The organism is Pontibacterium sp., assembly GCF_964228735.1.
Classification (GTDB): Bacteria; Pseudomonadota; Gammaproteobacteria; order Pseudomonadales; family Balneatricaceae; genus Pontibacterium.
In genome coordinates this window covers 25216-49790 of sequence record NZ_CAXRBQ010000103.1, presented here as the reverse complement: position 1 = coordinate 49790, position 24575 = coordinate 25216, and the positions used below count along the sequence as shown (strand labels likewise).

The following is a 24575-nucleotide window of genomic DNA, read 5'->3' as shown; positions in this document are numbered from 1 at the left end:
TGGTCGCATATTGTTTTTATTGTGTCCGGCGGGTTTTGTGGCCGGTCAGTAATTCTTGCGAACGCCTTTTTGGGGCGATTCGGCGATCAACATTATCGGTGGGGCCAAATCAAGTCAAGGCTACAAATTGCACAAAAGTGACCTGAAAATTTAGATTTTGTGATCGGGGTTTGAACGGGATAACACGACACAGTTTGTGATTACGCATTCATAAAAAGCGTAATATTTTGAAATATAAGGGATATTACCTAGGAGGGGCTGTTGACTTGGGCAGCGCACAAACCAACAGTTTTTACGAACAAGCAGATCGATAATTTATATAATTTTTTGAAGCTTTAGGTGAAATTTCCCACCACCTCTCTTGGCATTGGATCGGTCGCCCTCAGAGCGGGCTGCTACGGAGTGTCAAATCTCGTAGCAGCGGGCTCCGACCGCGACAAACCTCGTCGCAAGGAAAAGTCGCCCTCGGAGCGGGCTGCTACGAATGATCGGGTTATACCAATGCCTCCGCCATCTCACGTGCTGCGCTGAAGTTGGTTTTACCACTACCCAACACCGGCACGGTCTCCACCGCATGCACCGCCGCAGGGATCATCAAACCTGGCATTCCACCTTTGATCAGCTGATCACGCAGGTCTTCGGTTTGTGCACTTTCCACCAGCAGCACAACCTTCTCGCCCTTCTTGGCGTCCGGCATGTTCACCGCCACCAACGGTAGTTCCGGCTGGTTGAGGATACGGCGCACCTCCCCTTCCACCGCGGTCAGACTCACCATCTCACCACCCAACTTAGCGAAGCGAGAATAGCGATCAACGATGGTTAGGAAGCCGTCTTCATCCAAATGCCCCTTGTCACCAGACTTGTACCAACGGATGCCATCCAGCTCGACAATGGTCTCGGCGGTTTTCTCAGGATTGTTCAGATACCCTTTCATGATCTGGGTACCACCGATCAGTATCAGGCCGTCTTCACCCGTTGGCAGCTCTTCCAGCGTATCCGGATCAACGATGCGGAAGGTAGAACCCGGCAGCGCCAGTCCGACCGTACCCTGTTTGGTGCCGACCTGCACATGCCACTCACCCACAACCAGATGATCCGGCAGGTTCACACCAGCCACCGGCGTGGTCTCGGTACAGCCGTAACCTTCCTGGATCGGCACACGGAAGCGGGCTTCAAAGGCTTCACGTACTTTCGGATCCAGCTTCTCGGCACCGGCCACGACCACACGCAGGGAGTCCAGCATCATCGGATGCAGCTTGCTGTTGCGGGTGTAGATGCGCAGGAAAGTGGAGGTTGCACACATGATGGTTGCACGGAAACGGGCCACCCCTTTACCGATATTCGGCGCATCGGTCGGGTCCGGATGGCAGACCACCGGAATGCCTTCGATCAGCGGCATAAAGCAGGTGACTGTGAGGCCAAATGCGTGGAACAGCGGCAAAGTTGCCATGATCTTGTCGTAATCGCGTACATTCAGCACATCGGAGGTCTGGCGCAGGTTACCCATGATATTGCGGTGGCTGAGCATCACACCTTTTGGCGCACCTTCGCTGCCTGATGAGAACAAGATCGCCGCAGTATCCTCCAAGTTCGTGCGTTTACATAGAATCCACTGCAGCATAAAGGTTGGCAGCAGCTTCACCATCAACAGCGTGCGCAGGCCTTCGGCTTTGCTCACACCCGCTTTGATATCTTCCATGTACAACACGTTGCGGCCTTCAAACAGCGGCTCAACATCGATGCCACGGAGCTTCAGCTTGGCCACAAACTTGTGCGCCGTAACGATGGTTTCAACGTCAGACTGTTCCAGCGCCGACAGCATCGATTCAACCGCCGCGGTGAAGTTGATGTTTACCACGGTCTTACCCGCCATCAGAGACGCCATGTTGGCGATGGCACCGGCGTTGGTAGTCGGCACCAGCAGCCCGATATTCTTACCGGCGGTCTTCTTGATACGACGGGCAAAGATGGCACAACCGGTCAGCAGACGTGCGTGGGTCAGCGGCGTGTCTTTTACCTCAGTGATCGCCCACTCGGTTGGCTCCTGCTTGGCGGTACGGATAAATGCCTGCGGCAAGGTTTCCATGCCTTTGGTGTGTTCCTCCCAGGCGCTGATCGACATCTCTGCCACACGCTTTTTCACGGTCTCAGCATTGCTGTCGATCGGCATCTGCTTACCAAATGCCACAATCACATCACGCTGGATACCGCTGTTACGCAGGTCCTTCATACGTTCGGTAGAACGGGAGAATTTGCTGCCCCACAGGCCACGCAGGTAGAACGGAACGATCACACCTTCTGCACCTTCACAGGCACGCTCAAATCCACGCTTGAACTCGGCAATTTGACCGGTGTGGCTGATGGAGCCCTCAGGGAACAGGCACACCACCTTGCCTTGGTTCAGCAGTTCAGTGACTTTCTTCAGTGCGGTACGGCTCTTGCCACCGGAGATCGGGATCACACCGTAGATATCCAGGAACCACTTCAGGTACCAGCGCTCGTAGATGCTACGGTCCATTACAAAGTGGATATGGCGTGGGCAGGCCATCTGGATAATCGCCCAGTCCAGCCAGCTGATATGATTACCCAGCAGCAACATGCCTTTGCCGTCTTCCGCCAGGTTCTCAAAACCCAGCACCTGCAGTTTGTACTTGCGCTTCAACAGGCCCAGCACGATCAGGCGCAGGAACGCTTCCGGTACGGTGGTGATCGCCATTACGGTACCCGCAATCGCCACAACCGCCAGTGTCCACAGCAGATACACACCATCCACGCCCTGGTAGGCACTCAATACGGTGATCACCAGGAAGCCGAACATCATCAGGTTCTGGATAAAGTTGCTGCCGGCCAGCACACGGCCGTTCTCGTTCTCACCGGCGTTAAACTGGATCAGTGCATTCAGCGGTACGTTCAGCATCGCACCAAACATACCGATCATCAGGAACACTGCCCCTAGCAGCCACATGCTAGGCATCTGCGGCAGCAGGATCAGGCCTGCCGCGACGCCCGCTGCACCCAGCGGAATCAAGCCCACGTTGATGTATTTGTGCGACAGACGTCCCGCAATGATCGAACCGATCATGATGCCGATACCCGCCAGCGCCATCACCCCCTGAATCACAAAAGTGTTGTGCTGATCCAGATGCTCTTCGGCAAAGGCCGGGAATACCGCCAGCATCACCTGGCTAATCGACCAGAACAGGGAGAGGCCAATGATCGCCAGGAAGATCGGACGATGGCCCAGGATCATACCCATATTGGCTTTTAGGGTTTTACCCTTGGCGTATTCACCCCAATCAAAGCGGGATTCGGTATTGGTTTCCTGTGTGCGTGGCAAGCGATACGCCATCAGCAGTTCCAGCACGGCACCGGCCACCAGCACCCACCCCAGTGGCGCCACACGCAGCAGACTCTCTTCCGGACTCATCTGCGCCGCCCCTTCCAGGCGGATCTCAAACATCAGCGAGAACACCACGATACCGCTCAGAATGGCGATCATGGTGGTCGCCTGCACCCAGCCGTTACCCTCACTGAGGTTGTCGGCACCCAGCAGCTCCTTGATGTAGCCATACTTCGCCGGTGAGTAGAACGCACTCTGCACCGCCAGGATAAAGGTGAGACCGAACGCCACAATAAACAGGCCCTGGTAGTAACAGAAGGTAATCAGCAAAGTGATCGCCACCGCCGCCCAGGCGGACTTCCGCATCACCTCGTTTTTGGAGTACTTATCCGCAACATAACCACAGGGCGTGAAAAGCATAAAAAACGGCAACAGGATCAGACCGTTTACCACTGCGGTCAGCAGGATCTGTACGTCACCGTCATAGGCTTTAAACAGCGTGTTCTGAATAACGATCTTGTGGCCAAGATCCACAAACGCGTTGATAAACGCCATCAAAATAAAGGCAATGAATCCTTTCTGTTTAAGCAAACCAATCATGCTGCATCTCCTTTTGCATTTCCTTTGGTTTGTCCTTTGGTATAGGCCCAACCATCCAGATAACGATCGATCAGGCTATCGGTCATCAACTGTGCCGCCGAATCGCCACCAAAGAACAGTTTGTCGCGCATCTTCAATTGGGTAATTCCGTGTACACCACCCCACAGCGTGCGGGCCGCCAGGGTAATATCTTCCGGTGTTTCATCTGGGTATAGCTCAGCCAAGTCAACTTCAACACGCCCGAACAGTGTTGCGATCTTATCCTGCAGCCATTCCGGGGCATCGCCCTCATCGGTGCTGTGATCAAACAGCAACGCCCAACGGTGGGACCACTCGCGGGCGTAATCGAGGTAGGCATTGGCATAGGCTTTGAGGCGATCGCGCGGAGGCTGGTCAGCAGACTGTTGCTCCAGCGTATGCATCAGACCTTCGAGGGTACGGGCGTTAATCTGCCAGCAGAGGTCATCCAGGTTTTTAAATACCAGATAAAGAGAACCCACCGAATAGCCGATTGCTGAAGCCACTTTACGGGTACTCAGTGCCGCCCCACCCTGCTCGTCCAACAGAGTTTCAGCGGCAGTGAGCGCCATCTCCTGCAGCTCTTCGCGGGTGTGATCGCTGCGTCTTGCCATGGTTACCTACCCTTGATGAAAAGATGAAAAACCGAACTGAACAAGCTGTTCCTAAACCAACCTACTGAACACTGTTCAATTAACTTGAAACCAAGAATAGTGAACAGTGTTCAGTTTGTAAAGACAGAGCACAAAAGAAATCCAAATCGGGCTATTTAATAGCCAATTATCTGTTGCTTATGCATCTGGGAAATATCAGAGTGAAATATCATTCTAAAGTGGTAAGACCAGTACTCAGATTGGGGTTTGAAGCCATTGTGAAAATCTGGGCACAATATGACATCCTGTAGTTATTCGAACGGCAAAATAAAAATGACAAGTTCGATAAGGTATCTCGCCTCGTTTATTGCACTTCTGTTCTCATCCTCCGTCTGGGCGATGAGTGTTACTTTCGTTAACCCTGGCAAAGAGGGTGAACGTTTTTGGGATATGGTCACCGAGACCATGCGCGCTGCAGCGACAGATTTCGGCATCGAGCTGGAGGTGATCTATGCGCAGCGCAACCGTGTCCGCATGGCGGAACAAGGGGTCGCTGTCACACAGCGGCAAACGCCGCCCGATTACCTGATTTTGGTGAATGAAGAGCAGGCCGCCGAAAAGATTCTGCTAGCCGCCAGTCAAAAACAGATACGTACCCTGATGCTGCTGAACGATTTCCTGCCGGAACAAAGAACGCGGGTTGGTCTTCCCGGTGGCGTTCATAAGAACCTGCTCGGCGCCATTACACCGGATAACTTTGGCGCCGGTGAACGCATGATGACGGCGCTACACCGTTGTGTCGAACAATCAAAAATGCAACCGCCCTACCACTTCCTGGCGATTGGTGGGGACAAACTCACCCCTGCCTCCATCGACCGAAACGGTGGCGCCCTATCGGTAGTGGACAATCACAAAAACGAGATCAAACTCGATCGCTTCCTGTACGCCAACTGGAACCGATCCGAAGCCAAAGCCCTAACCCACAGCTATCTGCAGTGGGCGGAACGCAACCAGATCACACCGGCCGCCATCTGGTCTGCAAACGACCCAATCGCCTTTGGTGCCCGGGACGCCTTGCAGGAGAATGGTCTGCAGGCCGGCAAAGATGTGTGCATGGTCGGCCTTAACTGGTCCGCCGAAGCGCTGCAATTGGTCAGGTCTGGTGAGTTGTTGCTCTCTGATGGCGGCCACTTTCTGGCAGGCGCCTGGTCGATGGTGGCGCTAAAAGACTACCACGCACGCTTACAACAAGGTGACGACCAACCGATCGGATCGGTGCGCTTCCAGATGCAGAGCATTGATGCCACAAATGTCGATCAGTACCTAAACCGGTTAGGTGATGAGAACTGGGGAAAGATCGATTTTAATCGTTTCTTGCTTGGCGACAGTTCGAAAAATCATGACTATGATTTCTCATTGAAACATGTGTTTAACTCCATCAATCACTGACGGCCAGATACTTGATGCATAACCGGTTTCAATCGCTGCGCGTTAAACTCCTGCTGGTACTGCTGCCCTCAGTGCTATTAGCGTTGGGTCTGTCATTCAGCTACTCAGCGCAGAATGCTAAGGAGCAGTTCAACCTCAACCTCGAACAGAAGCGTGAAAGCCTCACCCAATACTCGACCGTCCTCGTCGATCCACTCTGGAACTTCAACACCAGCGCTCTGGAAAGTATCACCCACACCATGATGCTGGATCCGGATGTATTGCAGGTAACGATCTGGGACGAAGGCAACAACATCGTTCATCAGGCAAGCTCGCCTTTAATAGGCGATGTAGAAGTTGCGTTCTCGTTGGAAGAACCGCTGATCTACCAGAATGCCCACATTACACAACGTGCCGGTACCTTGCGTGTGAAAGTTGGCAACCTGAGGCTTAAGCAAGCAGAGCAGCACGATCTACGCGAATCGCTTCTCTCACTGCTGCTGATTGTTGTAACCATGTCATTGGCGATTTATCTGGTCTACGAGAAACTCCTTGGTGGGCCAATTCAGTCGCTACTCAGTGCAATCAAAAGTAGCCAGGGAGAGCAGAACTTTGTTCGCGTAAAGCACTGCGCGAACGATGAGCTGGGTGAAATCACCCGCGCCTTTAACGAGATGCAGGGTCGCATTGAGCAGCATCACTCACGCCTGAAAAGCAGCGAAGACCACCTTAAAAACCTCTATCACTCCACACCGTCCCTGCTCTTCAGCTTTGATGAAAAGGGCATTATTTGTGACGCAAGCGATTATTTTGTCAAAGCACTCGGCTACCACCGCGAGCAGATCATCAATCAACCCCTGGCTGCTTTGACGCGGGACGCCAACTCACCCGAAACAGTGCAACGACTGATCAACATGCTGTGGAAATACGGATTGGTCTCCAAATTTCCGCTGGTGATTCTTGACGCTGCAGGTACGCCACATGACATGCTGATCAACGCGACGCTATCTGCCAGCGATACCTTCCCGGGCGCGTTGGCCGTGATGTCCGACGTGACCAGCCTCAAGCAAGCCCACCGTGAACTGAACCACCAAGCCAATACCGATATGCTGTCAGGCCTGCCTAACCGCAACCAGTTCCAAAGCTATCTGGAATCACTGGTTGAAGAGCGCCAGCATTCACAACAACCGTTTGCAGTGCTGTTTATCGACCTGGACCGCTTTAAATCGGTTAACGATACCTTTGGCCATCACGTTGGTGACGAGCTAATCCGGGCGGCGGCGCAACGTATCGATCAGGAGCTGCAAAGCTCTGATAAGGTTGCCCGACTGGGTGGCGATGAGTTTGCCGTTATTCTGGAGCAGATCGCTTCACCTGACGACGCCGCTGCGACCGCGCAGCGCATCCTGCAGGCACTGGAAGCCTCATTCAGGCTGCCAAACTGCAAGGTGTATGCTTCGGCGTCTATTGGTATTGCGTGCTATCCGATCGACGCTGATAGCCCCGCCGCCTTGCTACAAAATGCCGACATTGCGATGTACAGCGCAAAAGATGAGGGCCGTAGCCGCATCGCTTTTTACTCTCCGGAACATGTGCAGAATGCGCAGGCAAGAGCTCACACCGAAGTCTTGCTGCGCCGGGCGATCCGCGATGATCTGCTGGAGCTTCACTACCAGCCCATCGTCAACATGAAGGATGGCACAATTACCGGTGCCGAAGCCCTGCTACGTCTGAAGGACGGCGACCGCTTCATATCACCGTTCCACTTCATTCCGATCGCAGAAGAGACAGGTCTGATCATCCCAATCGGGGTTTGGTGTATCGAGCAGACCTGTGCCCAACTGGCGCATTGGCGCAAACATCTGAACGACGACTTCTATCTCTCGGTAAACGTATCTACCCGTCAGTTCCAGTCGGAGCATCTGGTGGAAACCCTGGAGCAATCACTTGCGCAGCACCAGCTGCCACCCGAAAGCCTGCTGATTGAGATCACTGAAAGTCTGCTGTTGCACGACAACCAGAACAACCAGGCGGTAATCTCCCAGCTCGATAAACTCGGCTGTCGGATTGCGATCGATGACTTTGGTACCGGCTATTCCGCGTTGAGCTATCTGATGAAGTTCCCACTGGATGTGCTGAAGATCGACCGATCATTCATCATCAACTGCACCAACAAGGAAGACGGCAAGTACAGCGGCCTGGTGGAAGCGATCATCCAGATGAGCCACAGCATGCGTCTGAAAGTGATCACAGAGGGGATCGAAACACGCGAGCAGATGGAGTTTATCCTGGCGCGTGGCGGGCGTTGTGCGCAGGGATACTACTTTGCCAAACCGATGAGGGCTGATGCCCTCGAATCGGATTGGGAACTGCTTTCAGAAGAGATAGCAGCGAAGTGCGCCTCGCCGGAACGAGCCCTTCTGGCTGAAGCGCTGGTTTAACGACGAGTCAGGTACACACCACACTCCAGGTGGTGGGTGTACGGAAACTGATCGAAGATGGCGAAACGCTCAATCTTGTGGGTTTCGGTGATCACCTTCAGGTTGTCGTTCAGAGTCTCCGGGTTACAGGAGATGTAGATGATGTTGTTGTACTCCTGCACCTGTTTCACGGTGTCATCATCCAGGCCGGCACGCGGTGGATCGACCAATACGGTGGTGAAATCGCAACTCTCCAGATCCAGGTCCTTGGTGCGGCGCTTCTGCACCTGACCGCTGAGTACCTGCGAAAACTCCTCAGAACTGATACGCACCACATCCACGTTATCGATATTGTTCGCCTGAATGTTGTACTGGGCCGCGTAAACAGAGGTTTTTGAGATCTCGGTGGCCACCACACGGCGGAAGTTCTGCGCCAATGGCAGGGTAAAGTTACCGTTACCGCAGTACAGCTCCACCATATCGCCACCTGCATCCTGGCTGGCATCCAACGCCCACTTGATCATGGAACGGCACACTTCACCGTTTGGCTGGCTGAAGGCGTTTTCCACCTGTTTGTAGATGTATTCGCGACCGTTGATATTCATCTTTTCGATGACGAAATCCTGGTCCAGCACCACCTTCTTCTTACGGGAACGGCCCACAATGTTGATGCCGAATTTCTCACGCAGTTTGCGCGCTTCCTCTTCCCATACCTCGTCGATCGGACGGTGGTACAGCAGGCTTACCAGCACCTCACCACTCAGGGTGCTGAGGAAGTCCACCTGGAACAGGCGACGACGCAACGCTTCAATGCTGCGGATTTCGTCCAGCAGGGTGAACATCAGGTTGTGGATGGTTTCAGACACCATCGGACAGCTGGTCAGCTTGGTGTGCTGGTACTTGTTGCCTGGCTCGAACATGATGTAATCCAGATCATCACCGTCGTGCCAGGTACGGAATTCAGCACGCAGGCGGTAGTGTTCCTTCGGCGATTCAAACACTTCGATCTCAGGCAGCGCAAACGCCGAGAACTCGTTCTCAACCCAGGCTTTTTTCTCTGCCAGCAGTTCGTCGTACTTTTCCGGTTCCACCTTGGGAATCGCCATTGCTACCTCACCTGTTCGTGCATACTTTAGAAAGACGCGCGATTCTACCAGCCACGCGGGTTATGGAATAGCGGGGAGAAGGTGAAAATCCCTTATATATTTCGTTTCGAGGTCGGCTATCTGTTCATAAACCGTTGTAAACAGCGTAAAATTGCGCGTTTTAATGCGTATATAACAATTCAGGTTTGACTTCCCATCATGACTGACCAGCGTAAGATTCTCGTTACAAGCGCTCTGCCCTACGCCAACGGCCCGATCCATCTGGGTCACCTGGTAGAGTACATTCAGACTGATATCTGGGTTCGTTTCCAGAAACAGCGCGGCCACAGCTGCACCTACGTTTGCGCCGACGACGCTCACGGCACACCAATCATGCTGAAGGCAGATCAGATGGGGATCGAGCCACAGGCACTGATCGATCAGGTGAGTGTTGAACACCAGCGCGACTTCAGCGGTTTCAGGGTGGGTTTCGACAACTACTACTCCACTCACTCGGAAGAGAACCAGCACTTCGCGTCGCTGATCTACACCCGTCTGCGTGACAAGGGCCACATCGCCCAGAAAACCATCACCCAGGCGTTCGACCCTGAGAAAGAGATGTTCCTGCCGGACCGCTTCGTTAAGGGTGACTGCCCGAAATGTGGTGCGGAAGACCAGTATGGCGACTCCTGTGAAAAATGCGGTGCGACCTACAGCCCGGTAGAGCTGAAAAATGCCTACTCCGCTGTATCCGGTGCCAAGCCGATCGAAAAAGAGTCCGAGCATTACTTCTTCAAGCTGGGTGACTTCGAACGCTTCCTGCGCGGCTGGGTAAACGAGTGCGTACAGGATCAGATGATCCACAAGCTGAACGAGTGGTTCGAATCCGGTCTGCAGAACTGGGACATCTCCCGTGACGCACCGTACTGGGGTTTCGAGATTCCGGATGCACCGGGCAAATACTTCTACGTATGGCTGGACGCACCAATCGGTTACATGGCCAGCTTCAAGAACTGGTGTGACAAGAACGGCGTAGACTTTGACGAGTACTGGAACGAGTCCTCCGACACCGAGCTGTACCACTTCATCGGTAAAGATATCGCGTACTTCCACACCCTGTTCTGGCCAGCGATGCTGGAAGGCGCAGGTTTCCGTAAGCCGAATAAAGTGTTCTGCCACGGTTTCCTGACCGTCGACGGTCAGAAGATGTCCAAGTCCCGCGGCACCTTTATCATGGCGGAAACCTACCTGAACCACCTGCGTCCAGAATACCTGCGTTACTACTTCGCAGCGAAACTGGGTTCCGGCATCGACGATATCGACCTGAACCTGGAAGACTTCCGCATGCGTGTAAACGCAGACCTGGTGAATAAGGTTGTAAACATCGCATCCCGTTGCGCCGGTTTCATCAAGAAGAAGTTTGACGGCGAGTTGGCAGCAGAACTGGCAGTTCCCGCCCTATACGAAGAAGCGGTTGCAGCGGGCGACTCCATCGCAGACGCCTTCGAAAACCGTGAATTCTCCCGCGCGATGCGTGAAATCATGGCGATTGCTGACAAAGCTAACCAGTACATCGATGCGGCTGAACCTTGGGTTCTGGCAAAACAGGAAGGCAAAGAACAGGAAGTACAGGATTGCTGCTCCATGGGCATCAACCTGTTTCGTGTGATCGTGACCTACTTGGCGCCAGTGCTGCCACAGGTTGCAGAAGACGTGAAAGCGTTCCTGAACATCGAAGATCTGTCCTGGGATTCGGTTAAACAGCCACTGCTGTCTCACAAGATCAACAAGTTCAAACCTCTGATGCAGCGCATCGAAGAGGACAAAGTGAACGCGATGATCGAAGACAGCAAAGCAACGCTGGCTGCATTGGCGGCTTCCACCGCGGGTCACAAACAGAAGGCCCAGACCGAACTCGACAACAAAGATGATATCCGCGAGCTGGATAAAGATCCAATCGCTGACACCATCACGTTCGACGATTTCGCTAAAGTGGACCTGCGTGTTGCACGTATCGCAAAAGCGGAACATGTGGATGGCGCCAAGAAACTGCTGCAGCTGACCCTGGACCTGGGCGGCGAAACCCGCAATGTCTTCGCCGGCATCAAGTCCGCGTACTCCCCAGAAGACCTGGAAGGCAAGCTGACCGTGATGGTGGCTAACCTGGCACCGCGTAAGATGAAGTTCGGCATGTCCGAAGGTATGGTGCTGGCAGCTGGTCCTGGCGGTAAGGATCTGTGGATTCTGGAGCCGCACGAAGGCGCCAAGCCTGGCATGCGTATCATGTAATCTGACCTGATCAGAACCCCGTAAAAAGCCCGGTATCAGTACCGGGCTTTTTTGTGGCTGTGCGGTCGGAAAAAGCCCCGTTGATACAAGCTGCTATGCTGAAAACAACCTCTATAAACCGGACTCGCCTATGAAATACATTCTCATCCTGATTGCACTTGGGGCTGCCGGCATCCTGTTAGCGCTGTTTATGATGGGACAGCTATCCAAATCAGGCACCGCACCAGGCTTGGTTGAAGGCAAACTCAGCACCTGCCCTCAATCACCCAACTGCATCTGCACCGAGTACCCCGAAGACGTTGAGCACTACATCAAACCGGTTGATTACGGCAGTGCCAATATCAAGGTCGTCCGCAGTTTGATTCGCAAGTCGATTGATGCGACAGGCGGAAGCATGGTTCGGGAGAAAGACAACTACTTCGCTGCCACCTACCGATCGGGTACCTTTGGCTTTGTAGATGACCTGGAAGTGCGAATTGATGAGACAACCAAACAGATTCATATCCGCTCGGCATCACGTATCGGCTACAGTGATTTGGGTGTGAACAAAGCGCGTGCCCTGCAGCTACGCACGCGCTTGCAGAAGTTATAGCGGCTGGCTCCTCAATCGGAGTCTTTGTTTTGCTTACGCGCGGCGGCTTTGCGCTCCTGGGCCGCAATATATTCCCGATCCATTGCACCGTATTGGCGCTCGTATGCATCCGGATCGGAACGCCACAACCGGTAAAGCTTGCGATCATTTTTCGCCATGGGCGGCGGGGTTTCACGGTAACGGCGAATGGCATTGAGTGTAACCGGCGTAAACACCAGAGCCACAAACAGCAACACCCAAAGAACTTTGTACTCTTCCAGCATCAGAACCACTTAATTTGCTTAGATAATTAGCCAGGCTTTTAGCCCACCCAGCTTTTTATCCATGGTAATAGCAATGCCAGGCTAAGCAAAGACAACATCGTGGTGGCAAGTACGGTACTTGATGCCAGTTCCACGCGGGTATCATATTGCTGTGCCAGCACGTACACCATGGAACCTGCCGGAAGCGCGGCCAACAGCACCGCCGATGCCGCCCAGAACGGATCCATGCCGATCACCAGTACCACCAACAACGTCGCCAGCGGCTGCACCAGCAGCTTCATCGCAGTCATCCAGCTCAACTGCAACATGTTCCCTTTAAACGACAGGCCATACAGCGACAATCCCATCGCAAACAGCGCAACCGGCGCCGCCGACGGGGCGATCATGTTCAGCAGGTTTTCCAGCGGTGTTGGCACGGCAACAGAGAAGTAAGAGACCAACATGCCCAGAATGGGCGCCAGCATAACGGGATTCTTCAGAAACACATTGTTGAACATCGCCAGCATGGAACCGCGCTCCTGCCCTTCTGCATCCAGGTGTGCACACAGGGCCAGCACAAAGATCATCGCCATGTTGGTGCTCAGCGTTACGATCACCACCGGCAAGGTCCCGTCATCACCAAACAGGAAGTAGAAGAGCGGCACGCCCATGTAGACCGTATTGCCCCAGCTGGCGATCAGCGCCACCACGGCCCGGTCCAACGCACCCTTGAGGTTAAGCCAGCGCGCACCTGCCAGCGCCGCCAGGATTACAGCAGCGGTGCCTGCGAAGTAGGCACCAAGGAACGGCCAGTTTATGATTTCAGCCAGTGAAACCCGGGCAGTCGAAAGGAACAGCAGGGGTGGGATAGCGATATAGAATACGTACTGGTTAAGCGCCTTGGCGGCACCCGCATCCAGCATCCCCGACTTACGACACCCCCACCCTATCGCCATCAGGGCAAACACGGGGATCACGGTTTCCAGCAGCAGTTGCATCTTTTTCTCCGGTTCGCTTGCAACGAACCCTTTCACAAAAGATGAAATTCTATCTACTGGAAACCGATCGGACTATCTCAGAAAACGCACATCACTGTTGCGCGTCGCTAAGACGGTTATGACCAATGCCCCACCAGCACACTGTAAAGCGGAATCCCCACCAACACATTAAACGGGAAGGTGATCGCCAGGGATGCCGTGATCGACAGGCTCTGGTTGGCTTTTGGCAGCGCGACCGCCATCGCCGCCGGTACTGCAATATAGGAGGCACTGCCACCCAGGGTCGCCAACAGAATCACACCGCCGGTAGATAACTCTAAAGCATACGCCAGCAGCGCCCCCAAACCGGCACCCACTAACGGCATCAGCACACCAAAGCTGGCGATAAATGAGCCGAAGCTGCGCAATACACCCAACTGAGATGATGCAATGCGCCCCATCTCCAGCAGGAACAGCGCCAGCACACCGTGGAACAGGGTGCCAAAGAACGGCATCAACGAATCGGCACGAGAGCCTGCCCACCAGCCGATCAATAATCCACCCACCAGCAACAGTACACCCTGGTTCAGGAAGATTTCATGGGCTGCCTTTTTCAGGTCCAACGCCTGATCGCGGTCTCGCGCCAACCACAGACCCACTGCGATTGCCGGCACCTCCAGCAGGGCCACAAAGAGTGGGAAGTACGGTTCGTATTCAATGCCGTTGGCTTCCACTACCGCCATCGCCACAGCAAAGGTCGCCACACTCACCGAGCCATAATGCGCAGCAACCGAGGCCGAATCGATACGGGACAAGCCACCCACTTTATACAGAATAGGGAAGGCGATCAGTGGCAGCACCAAGCCAAAGCCAATGATCGCCGCCGCCTGGATCAGAAGATCATCGGAAGCGTGGCTGTTCAACGCCACGCCACCTTTCAGGCCGATCGCGATCAACAGGAACAGGGTCAGGGATTGATATAACCCCTTTGGCATTTTGATTGGCGCCTTCAGTAACTGGGCCACCATGCCCAAAAGAAAGAAACCAACAACCACATCCAGCTGCATCAGTTAGAACCCCGGTTGCGAGCTGCTACTTTAACGTTTGCAGTCTGCGCCACCCACTTGCGGGTTAAAAACGACAGCCCCATCAGGATCGCAGCAACCACAACCAGTCCATAGCCTGGCAGGCCCAGTTGCACCAGTACCAAACCCAATGCCATCAGCACCAGGGACACCGCCATCTCAAATGCAAACGCTCGCTTTTTCATCTACTCTCTTCTCTCCTGTAAGGGGTATGTCAACGGAGAGGAATTCTGAGGGATTTAAAGAATAGATAAAAATCGATATTATTTATTTTTTACATAGATATTAATCTATATATGACTCAATCACGCCTGCACGCCCATATTGGCACAGTCAGACAGCTGGAAATCCTGCTCGCGGTCTACCAACAAGGTTCCGTCACCGCCGCTGCCGAACAGTTGCACCTGACACAACCTACCGTCTCCATGCAGCTGAAAAAGCTGGCTAGCGCCGTGGACGCCAGACTGTACGACCAGGTCGGTCGTAAGCTGATCTTTACCGAAGCGGGCCTGGCGGTTGTGTCTACTGCCCGCGAGGTGTTGCAAAGCTTCGATCGTCTGGATATGACCCTGTCTCAACTCAAGGGTATGAAAGCGGGTACGTTGAAGCTGGCGGTGGTGACAACCGCCAAGTACTTTATCCCCCACCTACTGGGTGATTTCTGTAAGTTGTATCCAGAGATTGATATCGACTTTAAGGTGGGCAACCGACAGCAAATTATCGACCGTATGGAGACCGGCGAAGATGATCTCTACGTGTTCAGTCATCCACCCAGGGATCACGCGCTGCAAACCTATAACTTCCTGCCCAACCCGTTAGTGGCAATTGCCCCCGAAGACCATCCGCTGGCAAACGTAGCCGCAATTCCTCTGGAAACCTTTGCTGAAGAACCTTTCCTGATGCGGGAAAACGGATCGGGCACCCGTCATGCCATCGAACAGCACATGGCCGACCGTGAGATCAAACTCAACGTGCGCATGACGATTGAGAGTAACGAAGCGATCAAACACGCGGTGATGTCGGGACTAGGGGTATCAATCCTCTCCAGCCATACCCTCTCCTTTGGTGGCCGCACCGGTTTGGCTGAATTGAATGTGCAACAGCTGCCGATTACGCCCACCTGGTATCTTGTGCATCTGAAGTCAAAGAGCCTGTCCGTGGTTGCGCAGACATTTCTGGATTATGTCAGTGACACCGGTCGGGATAGCTTGCTGGAAGAGCTGAACAGCCAGACATAAAAAAGGCAGCCGATTGGGGCTGCCTTTTTCGATACCTGCAGGACATTGCTTAAGTCATCGGTACGCCGTTAACCACGATCTTACCTTTGTTAACAGACACCTCCGTGCTGATCTTACCGCCCTCTTTCTTCATCAGGCCCTGCGCCGCCAAGCCGTCCAGCTCACGGTACGGGTTTTGATCCGGCAACGCCTGCAGCAGGGATTCATCCACGCTGAACTGGAAGTTACCATCCAGTTTCTGCAGCAACGCATTCGGGTTCTGCATCCCCTGCATCACGTCAAAACCAGCCATCTGCACATCACCATCAGCCTTCAGGATGCCCTTGTCGGTCTGTACGTCAAAGGTGCTCAGGTTCAGGTTGATCCCTTTGTGGGTCAGGCCGCTGAACAATCCCATTAATACGAACGGGTTCTCACGTTGTGCCCGTGGCAGCTCGTTAAACTGTTTGGCAAACGTCAGGAACGCCTCTTTATCAAAGTCGAAGGTCATATCCAGTTTTGCACTGTTCAGGTTAACCGGCTCTTCATAATCAGATTCAACAGCCACTGCGCCCATGCTGTACACAAAATCCAGCAAGGTGCGATCGGCTTTTTCAGCCTGAGACATTGTTAAACCGATGTCGTTGAGGGTGACCACCTTGTTCGCTGACTGATTGTTCAGCCAAATTTCCCCAAATTGGGCATCAACCTCAAAGCTGGACAGCAAGCCATCAAAATAGCTGGTGCCAGGCAACATGGTGCCGCTTTGCACTACAGTCATGCCTGACATTTTCATCACCTGCTCACCGTTTTGGGTGATCACGGTATCAGCCATGGTGCCAGTACCCGTGATTTCATTGCCAACAAATGTGCCTTGGCTCTCAAATGCGCCAATTCGGAACTCGTTGTTCTCTTCTTTTACGGAAAAGGTATCGGACTTGAAGATCTGATCAATCACCAGTTCCTGGGATACCGGATTGAAGCTGGCGTCAGTCAGGAGCTGCAGAGGCGGCTGGGATGGATTGGCCTGCGTGGCTTTTAGGGTGTCCAGCAGTTCACCCGGTGCCAGACGGAGATCGTAGTTTGCGGTCATAAAGCCGTTCTTGGTGTTAACCACAAACGGGATACGCTCGATCTTCAGCATCTCGACAATGTTCGGGTCTTCGATGATCAGGTCAACCTTGTAGCTGCTTTCCATATAGCCTGGGGTAGACTGCAGCTCGACTTTCATCATGCCTTCATACTGCGGCGCTGTGTTGATCTGCTCAACCACATGCACAACAGACGCATGTGCCTGATCACCGGTATATTTGATACCACCAGCCGCTACTGCTGCCGCGCCTACTAATACTACGGGAAGGACGACTTTGTTCATCCATAATCTCCTGATCACTCCATTAATGATGCAGCGCAGTCTAGCACAAATATGGGTAGCAGCTCTGACACCCTGAATTTCTTTCAGGCACAAAAAAGCCGCACTCGATGGCGCGGCTTTTTCGGAAGTAACTAACTTATTTTACAGAGCAAGTCAGTTCTTCTTCGATCTTCATCATGCCAGCTTCAACAGCAGCGATCGCCTTAGCGTCGTGGTCGTTTACTGGGCAGCCGCATTTGTGGTCGCCGTTAGTAGCGTGCAGACGAGCCTGTTCCAGGTGCCACTGTGCAACTTTCAGGTGCTGATCAACGTTCATTATAATATTCCTTATCAAACCGCGAGTTTGTGAAAATTTTCGCGCGTGACTTTACCACAAAATTTCTAAAAGTTGTCCTAGATCAATAAAAAAATTTTCGCACTCAATAATGAGAGACTTTCTCATCAATAATTTGCCTCTACGTTACGGCTAATTTTGTTCTAATATCCATCCCATAACCCTGTAAACCCTACGTAGGACGCCATCAATGGAAGACGTATTGCAAAAATTGCGTGAGAGCAACGCTCGGGTCGTTGTACCTCTGGAACTGCCAACAGAAGATCAGTTGGTCGAAGTAGAGGAGGAGATCCTGATCTCAATCCCATTTGAGATGCGCGAATTTATGCTGAAAACCGGTGACGTTATCTACGGTAGCATCGAACCGGTCACGGCTGCCGATCCTCAGTCCCACACCTACCTGCCGGAAGTGGCAGCGAATGCTTGGGCTGACGGCGTGCCACGTGAGTATGTGCCGATCTGCGTGGATGGCGATCAATACTACGTGATCACCCAGGAAGGTGAAGTACTGCTCTGGTCGATCGATGAGGATGCGGCTACCGAAGAGTGGAGCTCGATCTGGCACTGGGCCCGGGATGTGTGGCTGGAAAGCTAAGTCCACAAGAAAGGAAGCACGATGCACAAACGCCAACTTGGCCCTTTTGCGGTTTCGGCCATCGGCCTGGGCTGTATGATCCTCTCCCATGGCTATGGTCATTGCGAACCAGCGCAGGCGGAGAGACTCCTGTTACGCGCTTTGGATTTGGGGTACGACCTGTTTGATACCGCAGCCGTATATGGAATCGGTAACAATGAAACCCTGCTTGGGCGGGTACTGAAACCCTATCGTAACCAGATCACCCTCGCCTCCAAATGCGCATTGGATGGAGATAGCTCGGGTAACCGGATTATCGATGGCAGCCGGAAGAACATTCACCGAATGTGCGAAACCAGCCTGCAACGCCTGCAGACCGATGTGATTGACCTCTATTACCTGCACCGCAAAGACCCTAATACCGGCATTGAGGAGAGTATGGGCGCCCTCGCCGACCTCAAAGCCCAGGGTAAAATCCGGGCGATCGGGCTGTCGGAAGTGTCCGCCGACACCATCCAACGAGCTCACGCCGTGCACCCGGTCGACGCCGTGCAATCGGAATATTCGCTCTGGAGCCGCGGTGCTGAAAGGGAGGTGCTGGCCACCTGCCAGGAACTGGGGATCACCTTTGTACCGTTCAGTCCCGTTGGTCGCGGGATGCTAACGGGCACCTTAACGTCGCGGACAGAGTTATCGGATAGCGATCTGCGCAGTGGTATGCCGCGCTTTCAACCCGACAACTTCGCTCATAACCTGGATGTGGTGCGCAATTTCTCAGCGCTCGCTGCAGAGATGGGTTACAGCCCAGCTCAACTCTCGCTGGCCTGGTTACTGAACAAAGGTACGGGCCATATCCCAATTCCAGGAACGCGCGACACTGCGCATCTGGCAGAGAATGCTTCGGCCAGTGAAATTGTGCTGTCGGCTGAAGAGCTGGAACAGATTGAAAAGACGATCAATCCAAGCCTGATCAAAGGCGAGCGTTACCCACCGGCAGCCATGCGCGAAGTCGATAGCGAAAACTGAGGGTTTCATTAACCTCTTAATAGGATGCGAGCAGCTCCGACGAGAGCTGTTCGCGTTGCCCTTCCAGGCTGTAGGCGTTGTGCTCGTGAAACAGCCAGCGATGCAACTCAGCAGCATTCTTTACGTCACCGCTTCGCGCAAGAAAGCGTTGCAGACTCTCAGCCTCTCGCTTACGCCGTTCAGCAATTACCTGCTCGTTTAGCCCCTTATCGGACACCACCTCAAAGTCCAGCTCATAGTCCAGCGTCGAGAAACGCTCACTGAAGATAAATTCAAAGATCGCCTGGGTGCGTGGCATATGGAATTCGGAAGTAATCACCTTCAGCCGGCGCAACTGCATCGGCTCGGTGTGAATTGTACGGAGATAGTATGCATTTCCGATCGTATCGTAAGAGCAGGTCTCGAACAGTACTTGCGAGGAATCTACACCCGCACGTTGCAGGTACTGGGCTGCCACAACAGATTCAAAGACAGGAAACCCAGCCGCATCAACGGGCAGTGGCTTGTGAAAAGTACCGGCACTGAGGGTAATAAAATAACGGGTCGAGTCCACTGCAAGGGCAGCATCCAAGCGCCGTAGAGTCCAGGGTGGCAATTCACCGTCGGCAGACACTCCTCCGCCGGGTATGATCACCGCATCCCACTCGAAGCCTTCGCTCATTACGCACCCCATCTTTAGTCAACGGCCGTCATCATAGCAAAATTTCTGCAACAGATTGATGCAGCACTGATCTGGCGCTTTAAGCGCCAACGGGAAATAATCGATTCACAATAAAAAGCTCAAGGATTGCCCATGCGTTTTCTGATGATCGGTGCCGGCGGGATCGGCGCCTATTACGCCGCCCGCCTGCGAGCAGCCGGACACGACCTGACTCTGACCGCCCGTGGTGAACATCTCCGGGCACTCAACGAAAACGGCCTTAAGGTACAACACCCCGAGTTTCAGTTTGACCAACCGGTGACTGCACTCGATCACGCAACGTTGATCAAAACACTAAGCGCCGACCAGTTCGACCTGATCATCATCTCCCTCAAGAGCGGCGCCACCCACGCCTTGCTGACTGAACTGGGAGCCTGGCTGGGTGGTAGTGACACGCCGGTCCTGTCGCTCCAGAACGGTGTCGACAACGAAACTCAGATCGCAGTCCAGATCGGTGACAACCGCACGGTTGGCGGTTTAGCGGTACGCATAGGCGGCCACATTATCGAACCCGGTATCGTTGAAGCGAAAGGCCCGGCGCAGGTGGTGATGGGTGCATGGCCCAATGCCAACAGCACGCCAGAGCTGCAAAGCCATCTACAGCCGTTGGTTGACGCCTTTAACACGGCCGGTATTCCAACCACCCTGAGCGACGATATTCAGTACCAGTTGTGGCGCAAGCTGCTGATCAACAACGGTGTCAATCCGTTATCGGCACTCACGATGCTCGATACCCGCGCGCTCACTCAACACCCGGCCTACGGCAAGGCGGTCTACCGAATGATGGAGGAGACGGCACTGGCGGCCGAAGCAGACGGCATTAGCCTCTCTAAGACGGATGTGGATGAGATGTACAACCTGATCTGCAACTTTGACGCAATTAAAACCTCGATGTTGGTCGACAAAGAAAAGGGACGCCCCCTTGAACTGGAGGAGATCTGTGGTGCAGTATTGCGTCGTTGCGCAGCACTTGGCAAAGAGGCGCCAACAACCGAACTGATACAGGCCTTGTTAAAACAGGACATCAACACATGACACTGAACGATTTTGTTAGCCGCATCGGCAACGACAGCACTCTGGACTTCGAAGACACCATGCAGGTGATCGCAGATAACTACAGCTACACGGCTACCGGTTTTAACAACGGCGATGTACGCAACGATGCAGGCCAGAACGAAGGCAGCTGCAAGATCTTCGCCTTTGCCAAACTGAACAACCTGGACAAAGACCAGACCCTGGCATGCTTCGGTCGCTTCTACCAGGACGTACTGAATACCCCTGAAGGTACCGATCACGGCAACATCCGCTCCTTTATGGTTAACGGTTGGGACGGCATCCGCTTCGACGGCGAAGCACTGGCCTGATCCCTAACCGGGCTTACCGGCCACTTTCCTATCGGTAAGCCCGCTCCTTTATATCTCCTTCTCTGTCACAACCAAAACCCTACTCTCCCGCAGATAATTGCACTGATCCTTTCCCGTCCTACGTCGTATAACCCTGCAAACAACGGGCATACGGGAACCGCTTCATGTTCAGCAACGCAACACCCACAGCTTTCAGGCTTACGGCCCTATTCACCTTTTTACTTGTTCTGACAGGCTGCAGCAGCATGAAAATTGAAGACTTTAAGGATCAGACACCCACCCTGGTGCTGGAGGAGTATTTCCTGGGTGACACAACTGCATGGGGCATTTTTGAGGACCGCTTCGGCAACCTCAAACGCTCTTTTAAGGTTGAGATCACCGGCACCCTGGAAGACGGTGTACTTACCCTCGACGAACACTTTGAGTACAACGACGGCGAGACGGATCGCCGCGTATGGCGTATTACCCCTAAAGGCGATGGCTACTATGAAGGCGAAGCGGGTGACGTGGTCGGTATCGCTTCCGGACAAGTCGCCGGGAATGCCCTTAACTGGGAATACGATCTGGATCTACCTGTCGGAGATTCAGTCTGGCGGGTGCACTTCAACGACTGGATGTTTCTGCTGCCTGACGGCGTACTGATCAACAAAGCCAAAGTCACCAAGTGGGGGCTTCATCTTGGTACCGTGACCCTCTTCTTCAACAAACCCAAAAGCTAACGAGGGAGACAGGCATGATTCACGTATCCGACCTCAACCCAGCCCAGCCTATCCAGAAAGTGATCGTGTACTCACTCGCACCGATGCTCTATCAGATCAGCATCGAAGACGAACTGGGTGAGCATCTGGTCTACACCGAAGACAACACGCCATACCGCACAACCTGTATCGAAAAGGTAAAAGAGCTGTTCGAGCCCTTCTCGGTCAAAGCAATGGTCCTGAGGCAACAAAGCGCTTACGACGAGATGATCGGTCATCCCTCCAAGCAGGCCGATAACACACTCGAAGTGATGCTGTCACCGACCCGCGCAGGCTATTAGGTGCCTGCACCATCTCACTGACACAAAAAAGCCCCTGACGTTTCCGACAGTGGCTGGTTCAGGTTAGCTCCGTTTACGCCAGGGTATCGGTAGCCACCTTGTATTTCGGATCTTCGATCACGTTCACTTCGACCAGGTTGCCAGCCTTGCGCAGCAGGTCACGGCATTCCGGGCTCAGGTGACGGAAGTGCAGCTCTTTACCCGCCTTCAGGTAACGATCCGCCAGGGAATCAATCGCCTCAAGACCGGAATGGTCCATTACGCGGGAGTTCGCGAAATCAACGATCACTTCCTGCGGATCGTTGTGTGGATCAAAGTGGTCACGGAAGGTCTGGATGGAGCCAAAGAACAGCGGACCGTGTGGCAGGTATACCTTCACATTGTCCTCTTCTTTCACTTCAAAGTGCATGTTCTTCGCGTGCTTCCAGGCAAAGACCAGCGCAGACATGATCACACCCACTATTACGGCAATCGCCAGGTCGGTCAGGACAGTAACCACCGTCACGGTAATTCCCACCAGCGTATCGGACAGCGGGATACGGCCCAGCAGACGGAAGCTTGCCCACTCAAAGGTACCCAGCACCACCATGAACATCACACCCACCAGCGCCGCTACCGGGATCATCTCGATCAGGGACGAGCCAACCAGAATAAAGGCCAGCAGGAACAGCGCGGCAGAGATACCGGACGCACGTCCACGACCACCGGAGTTGATGTTGATCATACTCTGACCGATCATCGCGCAACCGCCCATACCACCAAAGAAGCCGGTCGCTACGTTTGCAACGCCCTGGCCGATACACTCTTTGTTACCACGGCCACGGGTCTCGGTAACTTCATCGATCAGCGTCAGGGTCAGCAGGGACTCGATCAGACCAATCGCCGCCAGAATCAGCGCGTAAGGCACGATGATCTGCAGGGTTTCCAGGTTGATCGGCACCATTGGGATGTGGAACTGCGGCAGGCCACCGGCGATGGTTGCCAGCGGATTGCCGGTCATATCACGCAGCACATCCTGTACGTTACGTGCATCCAGATCCAGACTGATTACCAGACCCGCAACCACAACGATCGCCACCAGAGAGGATGGCAACGCTTTGGTTAGCTTAGGCAGGAAGTGGATGATCGCCATGGTCAACGCCACCAGGCCCAGCATCAGGTACATCTGATAGCCCTGCAGCCATGCCAGCTCGCCGGTGCTCTCGTCCATAAACTGGAACTGTTTCATCTGTGCCAGGAAGATTACGATCGCCAGACCGTTCACAAAGCCGAGCATTACCGGGTGCGGCACCAGACGGATAAACTTACCCAGTCGGAACACCCCGGCCAGAATCTGGAAGATACCCATCAGGACAACCGTCGCGAACAGGTATTCCACCCCGTGCAGGGCAACCAGACTCACCATTACCACCGCCAGGGCACCGGTTGCACCGGAGATCATACCTGGACGACCACCAATCGCGGCGGTAATCAGGCCAACCATGAAGGCAGCGTAAAGTCCGACCAGTGGCTCAACACCGGCAACAAAGGCGAATGCAACCGCCTCGGGAACCAGCGCCAGCGCCACAGTCAGACCGGAAAGCACGTCGGCTTTCAGGCTTTGTGTGCGTGAAGCAATCAGTTGAAACATTGAGACTCTCTGCGCAAATTTTAAGCAGGTTGGAAAAAGTGCGCGAGTATAGCAGAACACCTTTGCACTCGCAGCATATCAGCCGCGGATTTGGGAAATAAGTCGTTTTCTTTTATCAGAAAGGCCCGATTCGGCGAGTTTCGCGGCAAAATCGCGCAAGGCATGACTCGCGTCTGCAACGCCATAGTCACCTACACTGGCCAGATTTCGCCAGGCGGGAGGCAGGTGTCGGGCCTTGTGAATCATTCCGCCATCGGCATCCGCGGCCAGGTAACGCACGCGACCGATACCACTGGCCAGAATACGGGTAAAACACATGGGACAGGGTTCCAGCGACACAATCATGGTCAGCTCACTGCGGTCACCATAGTCGGGGAAACGTTGCTCAAACTCGTCCAGCAGCTCCATCTCTGCATGGGCCGCCGCACGGTAGTTCTCTTCAAAGACCCGGTTATAGCCTTCCGCCAGGATGTCGCCGTTGCCGTCGATCAACACCGCGCCAATGCCGTAACAGTCGTTACGCAGCGCTTCCAGCGCCAGAACACAGCAGCGCCGCCCTATTCGCTCATCCCGATGGTCCAGCGAAATTGGCAGGTCATCATATTCCCGCTCCAGTTGATCGACATTCATCCATCCAACTCCTTTCC

At 53.8% G+C, this 24575-nt stretch carries 23 protein-coding genes; 11 read left to right on the top strand and 12 right to left on the bottom strand.

From position 1 onward, the window contains the following. Window positions 1–493: 493 nt before the first annotated feature. Both ACEQ15_RS11795 and ACEQ15_RS11790 read right to left on the bottom strand, forming a co-directional pair. Window positions 494–3940, bottom strand: a complete 3447-nt coding sequence (locus ACEQ15_RS11795; protein ID WP_370279389.1) for an acyl-[ACP]--phospholipid O-acyltransferase — start codon at window positions 3938–3940, stop codon at window positions 494–496. Next, window positions 3937–4572, bottom strand: a complete 636-nt coding sequence (locus tag ACEQ15_RS11790; protein ID WP_370279388.1) for a TetR/AcrR family transcriptional regulator — start codon at window positions 4570–4572, stop codon at window positions 3937–3939. The genes ACEQ15_RS11795 and ACEQ15_RS11790 overlap by 4 nt, the downstream gene beginning before the upstream one ends. Window positions 4573–4848: 276 nt before the next feature. Here ACEQ15_RS11790 and ACEQ15_RS11785 point away from each other — a divergent pair, with 276 nt between their 5' ends. After that, window positions 4849–6000, top strand: coding sequence for an ABC transporter substrate-binding protein (locus ACEQ15_RS11785; RefSeq protein WP_370279387.1), 1152 nt, complete (start codon window positions 4849–4851; stop codon window positions 5998–6000). A 14-nt stretch (window positions 6001–6014) separates the two neighbouring features. Beyond that, window positions 6015–8420, top strand: coding sequence for an EAL domain-containing protein (locus tag ACEQ15_RS11780; protein WP_370279386.1), 2406 nt, complete (start codon window positions 6015–6017; stop codon window positions 8418–8420). Here ACEQ15_RS11780 and trmA read toward each other — a convergent pair. Continuing rightward, window positions 8417–9505 (bottom strand): tRNA (uridine(54)-C5)-methyltransferase TrmA, encoded by a 1089-nt coding sequence (trmA, locus tag ACEQ15_RS11775; protein ID WP_370279385.1) that lies wholly within the window; start codon window positions 9503–9505, stop codon window positions 8417–8419. The two genes, ACEQ15_RS11780 and trmA, sit on opposite strands and share 4 nt — an antisense overlap. A 198-nt stretch (window positions 9506–9703) precedes the next feature. Between trmA and metG the strand changes: the two genes are divergently transcribed. Both metG and ACEQ15_RS11765 read left to right on the top strand, forming a co-directional pair. After that, window positions 9704–11773, top strand: a complete 2070-nt coding sequence (gene metG, locus ACEQ15_RS11770; protein ID WP_370279384.1) for a methionine--tRNA ligase — start codon at window positions 9704–9706, stop codon at window positions 11771–11773. A gap of 130 nt (window positions 11774–11903) precedes the next feature. Next, window positions 11904–12365, top strand: coding sequence for a DUF1499 domain-containing protein (locus tag ACEQ15_RS11765; protein ID WP_370279383.1), 462 nt, complete (start codon window positions 11904–11906; stop codon window positions 12363–12365). An 11-nt stretch (window positions 12366–12376) separates the two neighbouring features. Here the strand turns inward: ACEQ15_RS11765 and ACEQ15_RS11760 are convergent, their stop codons facing one another. From ACEQ15_RS11760 to ACEQ15_RS11745, 4 genes are all read right to left on the bottom strand, one after another. Further along, window positions 12377–12628 carry a hypothetical protein gene (locus ACEQ15_RS11760; protein WP_370279382.1) on the bottom strand — a complete coding sequence of 84 codons (252 nt, stop codon included), beginning with the start codon at window positions 12626–12628 and terminating at the stop codon, window positions 12377–12379. Window positions 12629–12666: 38 nt separating this feature from the next. Then, a complete protein-coding gene (locus ACEQ15_RS11755; RefSeq protein WP_370279381.1) occupies window positions 12667–13605 on the bottom strand; it encodes an AEC family transporter in 939 nt (312 codons plus the stop codon). A gap of 116 nt (window positions 13606–13721) precedes the next feature. Then, on the bottom strand, window positions 13722–14651 hold the full coding sequence (locus ACEQ15_RS11750; RefSeq protein WP_370279380.1) for a sodium-dependent bicarbonate transport family permease: 930 nt from the start codon (window positions 14649–14651) through the stop codon (window positions 13722–13724). Further along, window positions 14651–14854 (bottom strand): hypothetical protein, encoded by a 204-nt coding sequence (locus tag ACEQ15_RS11745; protein WP_370279379.1) that lies wholly within the window; start codon window positions 14852–14854, stop codon window positions 14651–14653. Before ACEQ15_RS11745 ends, ACEQ15_RS11750 begins: the two co-directional genes overlap by 1 nt. A 111-nt stretch (window positions 14855–14965) precedes the next feature. Here ACEQ15_RS11745 and ACEQ15_RS11740 point away from each other — a divergent pair, with 111 nt between their 5' ends. Beyond that, window positions 14966–15907 (top strand): LysR family transcriptional regulator, encoded by a 942-nt coding sequence (locus ACEQ15_RS11740; RefSeq protein ID WP_370279378.1) that lies wholly within the window; start codon window positions 14966–14968, stop codon window positions 15905–15907. Between the two features lie 49 nt (window positions 15908–15956). Here ACEQ15_RS11740 and ACEQ15_RS11735 read toward each other — a convergent pair whose 3' ends face one another. Together ACEQ15_RS11735 and ACEQ15_RS11730 are read right to left on the bottom strand one after the other, a co-directional pair. Beyond that, a complete protein-coding gene (locus tag ACEQ15_RS11735; RefSeq protein WP_370279377.1) occupies window positions 15957–17261 on the bottom strand; it encodes a DUF945 family protein in 1305 nt (434 codons plus the stop codon). Window positions 17262–17397: 136 nt separating this feature from the next. Beyond that, complete coding sequence (locus ACEQ15_RS11730) at window positions 17398–17577, bottom strand: hypothetical protein (RefSeq protein ID WP_282354256.1); 180 nt, start codon at window positions 17575–17577, stop codon at window positions 17398–17400. Between the two features lie 208 nt (window positions 17578–17785). Here ACEQ15_RS11730 and ACEQ15_RS11725 point away from each other — a divergent pair, with 208 nt between their 5' ends. After that, on the top strand, window positions 17786–18190 hold the full coding sequence (locus ACEQ15_RS11725) for an SMI1/KNR4 family protein (protein ID WP_370279376.1): 405 nt from the start codon (window positions 17786–17788) through the stop codon (window positions 18188–18190). Window positions 18191–18211: 21 nt separating this feature from the next. Beyond that, window positions 18212–19195, top strand: a complete 984-nt coding sequence (locus tag ACEQ15_RS11720; RefSeq protein WP_370279375.1) for an aldo/keto reductase — start codon at window positions 18212–18214, stop codon at window positions 19193–19195. Between the two features lie 16 nt (window positions 19196–19211). Here ACEQ15_RS11720 and ACEQ15_RS11715 read toward each other — a convergent pair whose 3' ends face one another. Beyond that, on the bottom strand, window positions 19212–19856 hold the full coding sequence (locus tag ACEQ15_RS11715; protein WP_370279374.1) for a YdcF family protein: 645 nt from the start codon (window positions 19854–19856) through the stop codon (window positions 19212–19214). Between the two features lie 132 nt (window positions 19857–19988). Here ACEQ15_RS11715 and ACEQ15_RS11710 point away from each other — a divergent pair, with 132 nt between their 5' ends. The 4 genes from ACEQ15_RS11710 (at window position 19989) to ACEQ15_RS11695 (ending at window position 22298) form a co-directional block, all read left to right on the top strand. Next, complete coding sequence (locus ACEQ15_RS11710) at window positions 19989–20930, top strand: ketopantoate reductase family protein (RefSeq protein WP_370279373.1); 942 nt, start codon at window positions 19989–19991, stop codon at window positions 20928–20930. Then, complete coding sequence (locus ACEQ15_RS11705; RefSeq protein WP_370279372.1) at window positions 20927–21259, top strand: HopJ type III effector protein; 333 nt, start codon at window positions 20927–20929, stop codon at window positions 21257–21259. The genes ACEQ15_RS11710 and ACEQ15_RS11705 overlap by 4 nt, the downstream gene beginning before the upstream one ends. Before the next feature lie 164 nt (window positions 21260–21423). Further along, window positions 21424–21978: a DUF3833 domain-containing protein gene (locus tag ACEQ15_RS11700; protein ID WP_370279371.1), complete on the top strand. Its 555-nt coding sequence runs from the start codon at window positions 21424–21426 to the stop codon at window positions 21976–21978. A 14-nt stretch (window positions 21979–21992) separates the two neighbouring features. Continuing rightward, entirely contained in the window at window positions 21993–22298 is a 306-nt protein-coding gene (locus tag ACEQ15_RS11695) for a DUF6482 family protein (protein WP_370279370.1), read from the top strand. Between the two features lie 73 nt (window positions 22299–22371). Here ACEQ15_RS11695 and ACEQ15_RS11690 read toward each other — a convergent pair whose 3' ends face one another. Both ACEQ15_RS11690 and ACEQ15_RS11685 read right to left on the bottom strand, forming a co-directional pair. After that, window positions 22372–23928 (bottom strand): SulP family inorganic anion transporter, encoded by a 1557-nt coding sequence (locus ACEQ15_RS11690; RefSeq protein WP_370279369.1) that lies wholly within the window; start codon window positions 23926–23928, stop codon window positions 22372–22374. 78 nt (window positions 23929–24006) lie between these two features. Continuing rightward, window positions 24007–24558 (bottom strand): nucleoside deaminase, encoded by a 552-nt coding sequence (locus tag ACEQ15_RS11685; RefSeq protein WP_370279368.1) that lies wholly within the window; start codon window positions 24556–24558, stop codon window positions 24007–24009. Window positions 24559–24575 lie beyond the last annotated feature (17 nt).

Excerpts from the sequence above, each read along its gene's own strand:
- ACEQ15_RS11795 (WP_370279389.1), bottom strand. The coding sequence starts at position 3,940 with ATGATTGGTTTGCTTAAACAGAAAGGATTCATTGCCTTTATTTTGATG.
- ACEQ15_RS11790 (WP_370279388.1), bottom strand. The coding sequence starts at position 4,572 with ATGGCAAGACGCAGCGATCACACCCGCGAAGAGCTGCAGGAGATGGCG.
- ACEQ15_RS11785 (WP_370279387.1), top strand. The coding sequence starts at position 4,849 with ATGACATCCTGTAGTTATTCGAACGGCAAAATAAAAATGACAAGTTCG.
- ACEQ15_RS11780 (WP_370279386.1), top strand. The coding sequence starts at position 6,015 with ATGCATAACCGGTTTCAATCGCTGCGCGTTAAACTCCTGCTGGTACTG.
- trmA (WP_370279385.1), bottom strand. The coding sequence starts at position 9,505 with ATGGCGATTCCCAAGGTGGAACCGGAAAAGTACGACGAACTGCTGGCA.
- metG (WP_370279384.1), top strand. The coding sequence starts at position 9,704 with ATGACTGACCAGCGTAAGATTCTCGTTACAAGCGCTCTGCCCTACGCC.
- ACEQ15_RS11765 (WP_370279383.1), top strand. The coding sequence starts at position 11,904 with ATGAAATACATTCTCATCCTGATTGCACTTGGGGCTGCCGGCATCCTG.
- ACEQ15_RS11760 (WP_370279382.1), bottom strand. The coding sequence starts at position 12,628 with ATGCTGGAAGAGTACAAAGTTCTTTGGGTGTTGCTGTTTGTGGCTCTG.
- ACEQ15_RS11755 (WP_370279381.1), bottom strand. The coding sequence starts at position 13,605 with ATGCAACTGCTGCTGGAAACCGTGATCCCCGTGTTTGCCCTGATGGCG.
- ACEQ15_RS11750 (WP_370279380.1), bottom strand. The coding sequence starts at position 14,651 with ATGCAGCTGGATGTGGTTGTTGGTTTCTTTCTTTTGGGCATGGTGGCC.
- ACEQ15_RS11745 (WP_370279379.1), bottom strand. The coding sequence starts at position 14,854 with ATGAAAAAGCGAGCGTTTGCATTTGAGATGGCGGTGTCCCTGGTGCTG.
- ACEQ15_RS11740 (WP_370279378.1), top strand. The coding sequence starts at position 14,966 with ATGACTCAATCACGCCTGCACGCCCATATTGGCACAGTCAGACAGCTG.
- ACEQ15_RS11735 (WP_370279377.1), bottom strand. The coding sequence starts at position 17,261 with ATGAACAAAGTCGTCCTTCCCGTAGTATTAGTAGGCGCGGCAGCAGTA.
- ACEQ15_RS11730 (WP_282354256.1), bottom strand. The coding sequence starts at position 17,577 with ATGAACGTTGATCAGCACCTGAAAGTTGCACAGTGGCACCTGGAACAG.
- ACEQ15_RS11725 (WP_370279376.1), top strand. The coding sequence starts at position 17,786 with ATGGAAGACGTATTGCAAAAATTGCGTGAGAGCAACGCTCGGGTCGTT.
- ACEQ15_RS11720 (WP_370279375.1), top strand. The coding sequence starts at position 18,212 with ATGCACAAACGCCAACTTGGCCCTTTTGCGGTTTCGGCCATCGGCCTG.
- ACEQ15_RS11715 (WP_370279374.1), bottom strand. The coding sequence starts at position 19,856 with ATGAGCGAAGGCTTCGAGTGGGATGCGGTGATCATACCCGGCGGAGGA.
- ACEQ15_RS11710 (WP_370279373.1), top strand. The coding sequence starts at position 19,989 with ATGCGTTTTCTGATGATCGGTGCCGGCGGGATCGGCGCCTATTACGCC.
- ACEQ15_RS11705 (WP_370279372.1), top strand. The coding sequence starts at position 20,927 with ATGACACTGAACGATTTTGTTAGCCGCATCGGCAACGACAGCACTCTG.
- ACEQ15_RS11700 (WP_370279371.1), top strand. The coding sequence starts at position 21,424 with ATGTTCAGCAACGCAACACCCACAGCTTTCAGGCTTACGGCCCTATTC.
- ACEQ15_RS11695 (WP_370279370.1), top strand. The coding sequence starts at position 21,993 with ATGATTCACGTATCCGACCTCAACCCAGCCCAGCCTATCCAGAAAGTG.
- ACEQ15_RS11690 (WP_370279369.1), bottom strand. The coding sequence starts at position 23,928 with ATGTTTCAACTGATTGCTTCACGCACACAAAGCCTGAAAGCCGACGTG.
- ACEQ15_RS11685 (WP_370279368.1), bottom strand. The coding sequence starts at position 24,558 with ATGAATGTCGATCAACTGGAGCGGGAATATGATGACCTGCCAATTTCG.